3 protein-coding genes are annotated in these 9,335 nt (G+C 70.9%); 2 read left to right on the forward strand and 1 reads right to left on the reverse strand.

Annotated elements, in window-relative coordinates; translation table 11 throughout:
• Nucleotides 1–53 precede the first annotated feature (53 nt).
• Nucleotides 54–1,019 carry a phosphatase PAP2 family protein gene (locus ABT015_RS31210; protein ID WP_350885105.1) on the reverse strand — a complete coding sequence of 322 codons (966 nt, stop codon included), beginning with the start codon at nucleotides 1,017–1,019 and terminating at the stop codon, nucleotides 54–56.
• 316 nt (nucleotides 1,020–1,335) lie between these two features.
• On the opposite strand from ABT015_RS31210, the gene pulA reads away from it, so the two are divergent.
• Entirely contained in the window at nucleotides 1,336–6,837 is a 5,502-nt protein-coding gene (gene pulA / locus ABT015_RS31215; RefSeq protein WP_350885107.1) for a pullulanase-type alpha-1,6-glucosidase, read from the forward strand.
• Between the two features lie 549 nt (nucleotides 6,838–7,386).
• A partial coding sequence (locus tag ABT015_RS31220; RefSeq protein ID WP_350885109.1) for a M4 family metallopeptidase occupies nucleotides 7,387–9,335 on the forward strand: 1,949 nt, incomplete at its 3' end.

Genomic DNA, 9,335 nt, shown 5'->3' on the forward strand with positions numbered 1-9,335 from the left:
ACGCGAAAGGGGCCCCGGGTGGGGCCCCTTCCGTACGTCCAGGTCCGGCAGCTCTACCGGCGGGCGCTGCTCACCGCGGGTTCGCTCCACTGCTCGGGGACGGTGATCGGCTCCTCCGCCGTCTCCCGGGCGGGCACCTGGGGCAGTTTGTAGACCCAGGAGTGGTACATCCAGCGGGCGGTGAGGAAGCCCACGCCCAGGCAGAGCACGCCGCCGACGGCGTCCATCCAGAAGTGGTTGGCGGTCGAGACGATCACCGTCAGGGTGGCCAGCGGGTAGAGCAGGCCGAGCACCCTGACCCACGTCCGGCGGGCCAGGTAGAAGATGGCCAGCCCGCACCACATCGACCAGCCGATGTGCATCGAGGGCATCGCCGCGTACTGGTTGGACACGTGCGCGGCGGGCCCGGAGGCCATCGAGCCCCAGGTGCCGTGCACCTTCACGGTGTCGATGAAGCCGCCGTCGGTCATCAGCCGGGGCGGGGCCAGCGGGAAGAAGAAGAAGCCGACCAGGGCGATCGCGGTGGTGGCGAACAGCACGGTGCGGGCGGCGACGTAGCGGCCGGGGTGGCGGCGGTAGAGCCAGACCAGCACGCCGATCGTCACGACGAAGTGCAGGGTCGCGTAGTAGTAGTTCATCCCGGTGATGAGCCACCCGACGCTGTCCGCGGCGTGGTTGATCGAACGCTCGACGGCGATGCCCAGGGACTGCTCCAGGTCCCAGATCCAGCGCGCGTGCTTCTGGGCTATCGAGGCCTGTTCCGGAACGGCGTTGCGGATGATCGAGTAGACCCAGTAGCTGATCCCGATCAGGGCCAGTTCGAACCAGATCTTCGGCCGGGCCGGTGAGCGCCGCTGGTCGCGGATGCGGCCGCGCAGTGCGGCGACACGGGACTGAGTGGCGCGGGCGGCTCCGTCGGGCAGGCGTGCCGAGGAGGCCGGCCGTGCTCCGGAACCGTCACCGCGGGCCGCTCCGGCGCGCGGTGCGCGGCCGTGTTGGATCTTGGTCGGTTCCCCCATGGACGAGAAGTCTGCCAGACGTCCCGTCGCCGTCCGATCATCCCCTGGCAGTGGATTCTTCACCGGCTGTCCCCCTTGAGGGTTAGGGGGAGGCTCCCACCGGGGTAGGGGGTGAGGTCGGGTCTGGTGCTTACCGGTGGGACAGGCATACGTCCCATTGTTACGCCGACCGCTCCAAGGGCGTAATCGGGGTGGCAGTAAGGGTCCCGGCCTGGAGTTTCCCGGAAAGAAACCGTTTCTGCATCTTGCTGAAACATATTGCAGGCCGCTAGCTTCCAGGGAACTCGCTCACCCCTTCCCCTAAGGGAGACCCTCAGTGGCCGATGTCCGGCTCCGCCCCCGGCGGAGCACCCCCCGACGCAGACCCGGCCGCACGGCCGTCCTGCTGGCCGCCGCGCTGACCGCCGCCACCCTCGGCAGTGCCCCCGCGGCCCTCGCCGCCGCCCCGCCGCCCCCGCCCTCGGACGCCGCCCTGGCGGCCACCGCCGGGCGGCACGACCTCAGCCGCGAGCAGTTCTACTTCGTCCTGCCCGACCGCTTCGCCAACGGCGACCCCGCCAACGACACGGGGGGCATCACCGGCGGCCGGCTGGACCACGGCTTCGACCCGGCCGACAAGGGCTTCTACCACGGCGGCGACCTGGCCGGCCTGATCCAGCGGCTCGACTACATCCAGAACCTCGGCACCACCGCGATCTGGATGGCCCCGATCTTCAAGAACAAGCCGGTCCAGGGCAGCGGCGACCAGGCCTCGGCCGGCTACCACGGCTACTGGATCACCGACTTCACCCAGGTCGACCCGCACTTCGGCACCAACGACCAGCTCAAGGACCTGATAGCCAAGGCGCACGCCCGCGGCATCAAGGTCTTCTTCGACGTCATCACCAACCACACCGCCGACGTCATCGACGACGCCGAGCAGCAGCACGGCTACCGCTCCGTCGGCGCCTACCCGACCCTCGACGCCGACGGCAACCCCGTCGACGAGACCGCGATCGCCGACGCGGGTGCGCCCTGGCCGCGGCTCACCAAGGACTCCTTCCCCTACACCCCGGTCTTCCGCAAGCCCGCCGACGCCACGGCCAAGACCCCGTCCTGGCTCAACGACCCCGCGCTCTACCACAACCGCGGTGACTCGACCTTCGTCGGCGAGTCCGCCACCGAGGGCGACTTCAGCGGCCTGGACGACCTCGACACCCAGAACCCCCGGGTGGTGAAGGGCTTCGAGAAGGTCTACCAGCAGTGGGTCAAGGACGCCGGCGTGGACGGCTTCCGGATCGACACCGTCAAGCACGTCAACATGGCGTTCTGGCAGCAGTGGGCGCCCGCGCTCAAGGACTTCGCCGCCAAGCAGGGCAACAAGAAGTTCTTCATGTTCGGCGAGGTCTACTCCGGCGACCCGGCGATCACCTCGCCGTACGTCACCAAGGGCAAGCTCCAGGCCACCCTGGACTTCCCGTTCCAGGGCGCCGCCCGCAGCTACGTCTCCCAGGGCGGCTCGGCGAAGAACCTCGCCGACGTCTACGGCCAGGACTACCGCTACACCACCGCCGACACCGACGCGTACGAGCTGCCGACCTTCCTCGGCAACCACGACATGGGCCGGTTCGGCTCCTTCCTGCTCGCCGACAACCCGGGCGCCGACGAGGCCACCCTGCTGAAGAAGGACCGGCTCGGCACCGAGCTCCAGTTCCTCACCCGCGGCCAGCCCGTCGTCTACTACGGCGACGAGCAGGGCTTCACCGGCGCGGGCGGCGACCAGGACGCCCGGCAGGACATGTTCGCCTCGAAGACGCCCTCCTACAACAGTGACCGGGTGCTCGGCGGCCCCTCCGGCCCGGCCGACCGGTACGGGCAGGGCGGCGCGCTCTACCAGGACGTCGCCGCGCTGGCCAAGCTGCGCCGCGACAACCCGGCCCTCGCCGACGGTGCCCAGATCGAGCGCTACGCCGCCGACGGCGCGGGCGTGTACGCCTTCTCCCGGATCGACGCCGGGCAGCGGACCGAGTACCTGGTGGCGGTCAACAACGCCGCCGAGGCGAAGACCGTCTCCCTGGACACCTTCTCCGCCGGGACGGGCTTCGACCGGATCTACCCGGCAACGGGCGGGAAGGTGACCTCCGGCGCCGACCGCAAGGTCACCGTGACGGTGCCGGCGCTCTCCTCGGTGGTGTTCAAGGCGGCCGCCGGGCTCGCCCCCACCACGGCGGCGCCGCAGCTCTCCGTGCAGCCGCCGGCCGACGGTTCGAGCGGCACCGTCACCGTCGGCGCCACGACCGGCGGCGGCTTCAACCGCGTCACCTTCGCCGCCCAGATCGGCACCGGGCCCTGGCAGACCCTGGGCACCGCCGACACCGGGAAGAACCTGGTCACCCAGGACCTGAGCGCCACCGCCCCCGGCACGGTCGTCCGCTACAAGGCCGTCGTCCAGGACTCCAGCGGCCGGCTGCGCTCCGCCACCGCGAGCTTCACCACCGGCGCCCCCGCGCCCAAGCCGGTGCCCACCGCCGGCGCCCGCCCGTACGCCGTCGTGCACTACAACCGGCCGGACGGCGACTACGACGGCTGGAACCTCTACGCCTGGGGCGACCTCGCCGACGGCGAGGCCACCCCGTGGCCCGCCGGGCACGCCTTCACCGGCCGGGACGCGTACGGCGCCTTCGCCTACGTGAAGCTCAAGCCCGGCGCCTCGGACGTCGGGTTCGTCGTCGAGAAGAACGGCGTCAAGGACGTCGACGCCGACCGCCACGTCGACGTCGGCGCCACCGGCGAGGTCTGGATCCGGCAGGGCGACCCGGCCGTGCGCACCGCCAACCCGGGCCCGGCGAACACCCAGCCCGCCGACACCGCCGTCCTCCACTACAACCGGCCGGACGGCGACTACGACGGCTGGGGCCTGCACGACTGGACCGGCGCCGCCACCCCCACCGACTGGGGCAAGCCCCTGATGCCGGTGCGCCGCGACGCCTTCGGCGCCGTCTTCGAGGTGCCGCTGGCCCCCGGCGCGACCAGCCTCAGCTACATCCTGCACAAGGGCAACGACAAGGACCTGCCCACCGACCAGTCCCTGGACCTCGCCGTCGACGGCCGCGAGGTGTGGCTGCTCGGCGGCCGCGAGGGCCACCTGCTGCCGCAGAACGCCGCCGCCTCCGCGCAGGTGGACCTCGGCAGCGCCAAGGCCCAGTGGATCGACGCCAGGACCGTCGTCGTCCCCGCGGCCTACGGTGCGGGCGACGCTGCCCTGGCCGGCGGCACCAGCGCCCAGCTGGTGTACGACCCCGAGGGCGGCATCCGCGCCGACAAGGGCGTGCTCACGAAGCCCGGCCGGTGGATCAGGCTCAACGCCGCCCAGGGCGGCCTGACCGCCGCGCAGAAGGCCGCGTTCCCGCACCTGGCGGGCTACCGGGCCTTCACCGTGGACGCCCGGGACACCGCCCGCGTCCCGGCCGCGCTGCGCAGCCAGCTGCTGTTCACCGAACACCTGCCCAGCGGCGCCGTGCTGGCCGCCACCGGCGTGCAGACCCCCGGCGTGCTGGACGACCTCTACGCGCGCCGCACCGGCCGGGTGGACTTCGGCCCGGCCTACTACAACGGCAAGGTGGCGCTGTCGGTGTGGGCGCCGACCGCGCAGGAGGTGTCCGTCCAGGTCTTCGACGGCGCGACCGGCGGCACCCCGAAGACGCTGCCGCTGAAGCTGGACGACGAGACCGGCGTCTGGGAAGTCGTCCGCGACAAGGGCGAGTTGGACGGCAAGTACTACCTGTACCAGGTGAAGGTCTGGGCGCCCTCCGTCCAGCAGGTGGTGGTCAACACCGTCACCGACCCGTACTCGGTCGCGCTGTCCACCGACTCCAGGCGCAGCCTGGTCGCCGACCTGGCCGCCAAGGAGCTCAAGCCCGCGGGCTGGGAGGGGCAGAACGTCCCCAAGGCCGTCCCGCCGGCGCAGCAGCAGATCCAGGAACTGCACGTCCGGGACTTCTCGGTGGAGGACACCACCGTCCCGGCGGCCGAGCGCGGCACCTACCTGGCGTTCACCGAGTCGCAGTCGGCCGGCATGCGGCACCTGCGGGAGCTCGCCCAGGCCGGGGTGACCACCGTCCATCTGCTGCCGACCTTCGACATCGCCACCATCCGGGAGAACCGGGCCGACCAGAAGCTGCCGGCCTGCGACCTCAAGTCCCTTCCCCCGGACGGTCCGAAGCAGCAGGAATGCGTGGCGGCCGTCGCCGCCGACGACGCGTACAACTGGGGCTACGACCCGTTGCACTACACCGTGCCGGAGGGGTCGTACGCCACCGAGCCGAATGGCGCGGCGCGCACCGTCGAATTCCGGCGGATGGTGCAGGCGATGCACGAGGCCGGGCTGCGGGTGGTGCTGGACGTGGTCTACAACCACACCGCTGCCAGCGGCCAGGCCGAGCACTCGGTGCTGGACAAGGTCGTCCCCGGCTACTACCAGCGGCTGGACGACAACGGCAAGGTCACCGCGGACAGTTGCTGCGCCGACACCGCTCCCGAGCACGCCATGATGAACCGGCTCGTGGTCGACTCGGTGACCACCTGGGCCCGCGAGTACAAGGTCGACGGCTTCCGCTTCGACCTGATGGGCCTGGACCCGAAGTCCACCATGCTGGACGTGCAGGCCGCGCTGCGGAAGATGACGCCCGCCTCGGACGGCATCGACGGGAAGAACGTCTTCCTCTACGGCGAGGGCTGGAACTTCGGCGTCGTCGCGAACAACGCCCGGTTCGAACAGGCCACCCAGCTCAACCTGGCCGGCACCGGCATCGCCACCTTCGACGACCGGATCCGCGACGCCGCCCGCGGCGGCAACTTCATGCTGAACTCCGCCCCGCAGCAGGGCTTCGCCTCGGGCCTGTACACCGACCCCAACGGCTCGCCCGCCAACGGCACCCCGCAGGAGCAGAAGGACCGGCTGCTGCACCAGATGGACCAGCTGAAGGTCGGACTGACCGGCAACCTGGCCGGCTACTCCTTCACCGACAGCTCGGGCCGGGCCGTCACCGGCGCGCAGGTCGACTACAACGGTGCCCCGACCGGGTACGCGGCCAAGCCGGGCGAGGCGGTGGAGTACGTGGACGCCCACGACAACACCGACCTGTTCGACGCGCTGGCGTACAAGCTGCCGACCGGCACCGCGCCCGCCGACCGGGCCCGGATGCAGGCGCTCGGGCTCTCGCTCACCGCGCTCACCCAGGGCGCGGGCTTCGCCCAGGCCGGCAGCGACCTGCTGCGCTCCAAGTCGCTGGACGCCAACTCCTACGACTCGGGCGACTGGTTCAACGCCATCCACTGGGACCCGTCGCAGGGCAACGGCTGGGGCCGGGGCCTGCCGCCGGCGGCCGACAACAAGGAGATGTGGCCGACCGCGCAGTCCCTGCTGGCGAACCCGCGGCTGACCGTGGGAGCGGCCGACATCCGCGCGACCTCCGCGCAGTACCAGGAGTTCCTGCGGATCAAGCAGTCCTCGCCGCTGTTCTCGCTGCCCACCCTGGCCGCCGTCCAGCAGCGGCTGTCCTACCCGCTCTCCGGCACGCCCGGTGAGACGCCCGGGGTGATCACCCTGCACCTGGACGGCACCGGGCTGAAGGGCGCCGAGAAGGGCGTCACCGTGGTGTTCAACGCCACGCCCACCGCGCAGGCGCAGACCGTGGCGGCCCTGAAGGGGACGGGCCAGGCCCTGCACCCGGTCCAGGCGGGCGGCGCGGACGCGGTGGTGAAGCAGTCCGGCTTCGACGCCGTGACCGGCACCTTCACCGTGCCGGGCCGCACCGTGGCGGTGTTCGTCCAGGGCTGATCGACGAACGCCGGAACCCCCGGGTCCCGCACCGCCGTTGGGGCGGTGCGGGACCCGTTTCGTTTTGGCCGCCCGGTGGCCGGAAAGCGCCGATGGCACGGCCGGAAGCGTGATGTGCCGCCCCCGCCCGGCGCCGTCGGCCACCGGGTGGTGCGGGCGGGAGCCCTGAGCGCTGGTCAGTGACATCCGGAAGTGATCGAACATTCCCCGGATCATGAAAACCGTGTTCATGAGTTCTCAAAGGGGTAACACAACTGATGAACAGTCATGCATACGGTTTCGGTAATGAATCGGCCATTCCGTGGCATGCATCTGTCATTAACGACTCGTTTGCTGCCACGATTCCTGCGGCTGCAGACGAGGGGGCCCCACCCCCCGGTGCGGCTGACCAGTTCAGGTGCAGCGCGTCCCAAACCTGCCACGACTTGTGAGCACCGCAATCGCACCCCCGTCGCACACCCCGGGCGGGGGCCCCCACTGCGCCGCAACCCTGCGGCCCAGGTTTCTCTCCACCGGTGCGAACCCGCGCCGGTCGGAAAAGGAGTCCGCATGTCCCGTTACGCTCACGCCCGGAAGGCCGCGGTTGTCATGGCCGCAACCACCGCGCTGCTGGTGACCGGCATACCGGTCATCGCGCAGGCCGCGACGCCCGACGCCCCGTCCGCCGTCGCCGCCCAGCAGTCGGAGCGGGCCGCGCTGATCGCCTCCGCGAACCAGCAGTCCGCGTCCTTCGTCCAGGCCCTGGGCCTGAGCAGCCAGGAGAAGCTGGTCACCAAGGACGTCGTCCAGGACACCAACGGCGGCCGCCACCTGCGCTACGAGCGCACCTACGCCGGACTCCCGGTGCTCGGCGGCGACCTGATCGTCCACCAGGACGCCGCGGGCGCCACCAAGAGCGTGACCAAGGCCAGCGAGGCCGACCTCAGCGGCGTCGACACCACGCCGGCCCAGGCCGCCCCGAAGGCCCAGGCCGCCGCGCTCGCCGCCGAGCAGGGCGCCGCCGTCGACACCGCGCCGCGCCTGGTCGTCTGGGCCGCCGACGGCACCCCGAAGCTCGCCTGGGAGACCGTCGTCTCCGGCCGCGAGTCCGACGGCACCCCGAGCAAGCTGCACGTGGTCACCGACGCCAAGACCGGTGACGTGCTCAGCAAGGCCGACGGCATCAAGCGCGGCAGCGGCAACGGCGTGTTCGTCGGCAACGTGCCGCTGACCACCACCCAGAGCGGCTCGACGTACTCGCTGAAGGACGCCACCCGCGGCGGCCAGTACACCACCGACATGAAGAACGGCACCTCCGGCAACGGCACGCTGTTCAGCAAGTCGAGCGACACCTGGGGCAACGGCCAGGCCAGCAACCGCGAGTCCGCCGCCGTCGACGCCCAGTACGGTGCCGCCGTCACCTGGGACTTCTACAAGAACTCCTTCGGCCGCACCGGCATCAAGAACGACGGCGTCGGCGCGATGAGCCGGGTCCACTACGACACCGGCTACGTCAACGCGTTCTGGGACGACAGCTGCTTCTGCATGACGTACGGCGACGGCTCGGGCGACACCCACCCGCTGACCGAACTCGACGTCTCCGGCCACGAGATGAGCCACGGCGTCACCTCCGCCACCGCCAACCTGAACTACTCGGGCGAGTCCGGCGGCCTCAACGAGGCGACCTCCGACATCATGGGCACCGGCGTCGAGTTCTACGCCAACCTGCCCGCCAACCCGCCGAACTACCTCATCGGCGAGCTGATCGACATCAACGGCAACGGCACGCCGCTGCGCTACATGGACAAGCCCTCCAAGGACGGCACCTCGGCCGACTCCTGGTACTCGGGCGTCGGCAACCTGGACGTGCACTACTCGTCCGGTGTCGCCAACCACTTCTTCTACCTGCTGTCCGAGGGCAGCGGCGCGAAGACCATCAACGGCTTCAACTACAACAGCCCGACGGTCAACAACATCACCGTCACCGGCATCGGCCGCGACAAGGCGCTGCAGGTCTGGTACAAGGCGCTGACCGCGTACATGACCTCCACCACCAACTACGCCGCCGCCCGCACCGCGACCCTGAACGCGGCCACCGACCTGTACGGCGCGAACAGCGCCGAGTACAACGCGGTCGCCACCGCCTGGGCCGCCGTCAGCGTCGGCTCGCTGCCCAACCCGGGCGGCATCACCGTCACCAGCCCGGGCAACCAGTCCACCGCGGTCGGCGGTGCGGTGAACCTCCAGATCAAGGCCTCCGGTGGTACCGCGCCGCTGTCGTACAGTGCGACGGGTCTGCCGGCCGGGCTGGCGATCAACGCGTCCACGGGTGTGATCACCGGTACCGCGACCACGGCGGGCTCGTCCAGCGTGACGGTGACGGTGAAGGACTCGGCGGGCAAGTCCGGTACCACCAGCTTCACCTGGGCGGTGACCGGTGGCGGTGGCGGGACGTGCACGCCGGCGCAGCTGCTGGGCAACGCGGGCTTCGAGACGGGCTCGGCGGCGCCGTGGACGAC

The sequence above is a fragment of the Kitasatospora sp. NPDC094016 genome (genome assembly GCF_040304045.1).
GTDB lineage: Bacteria > Actinomycetota > Actinomycetes > Streptomycetales > Streptomycetaceae > Kitasatospora.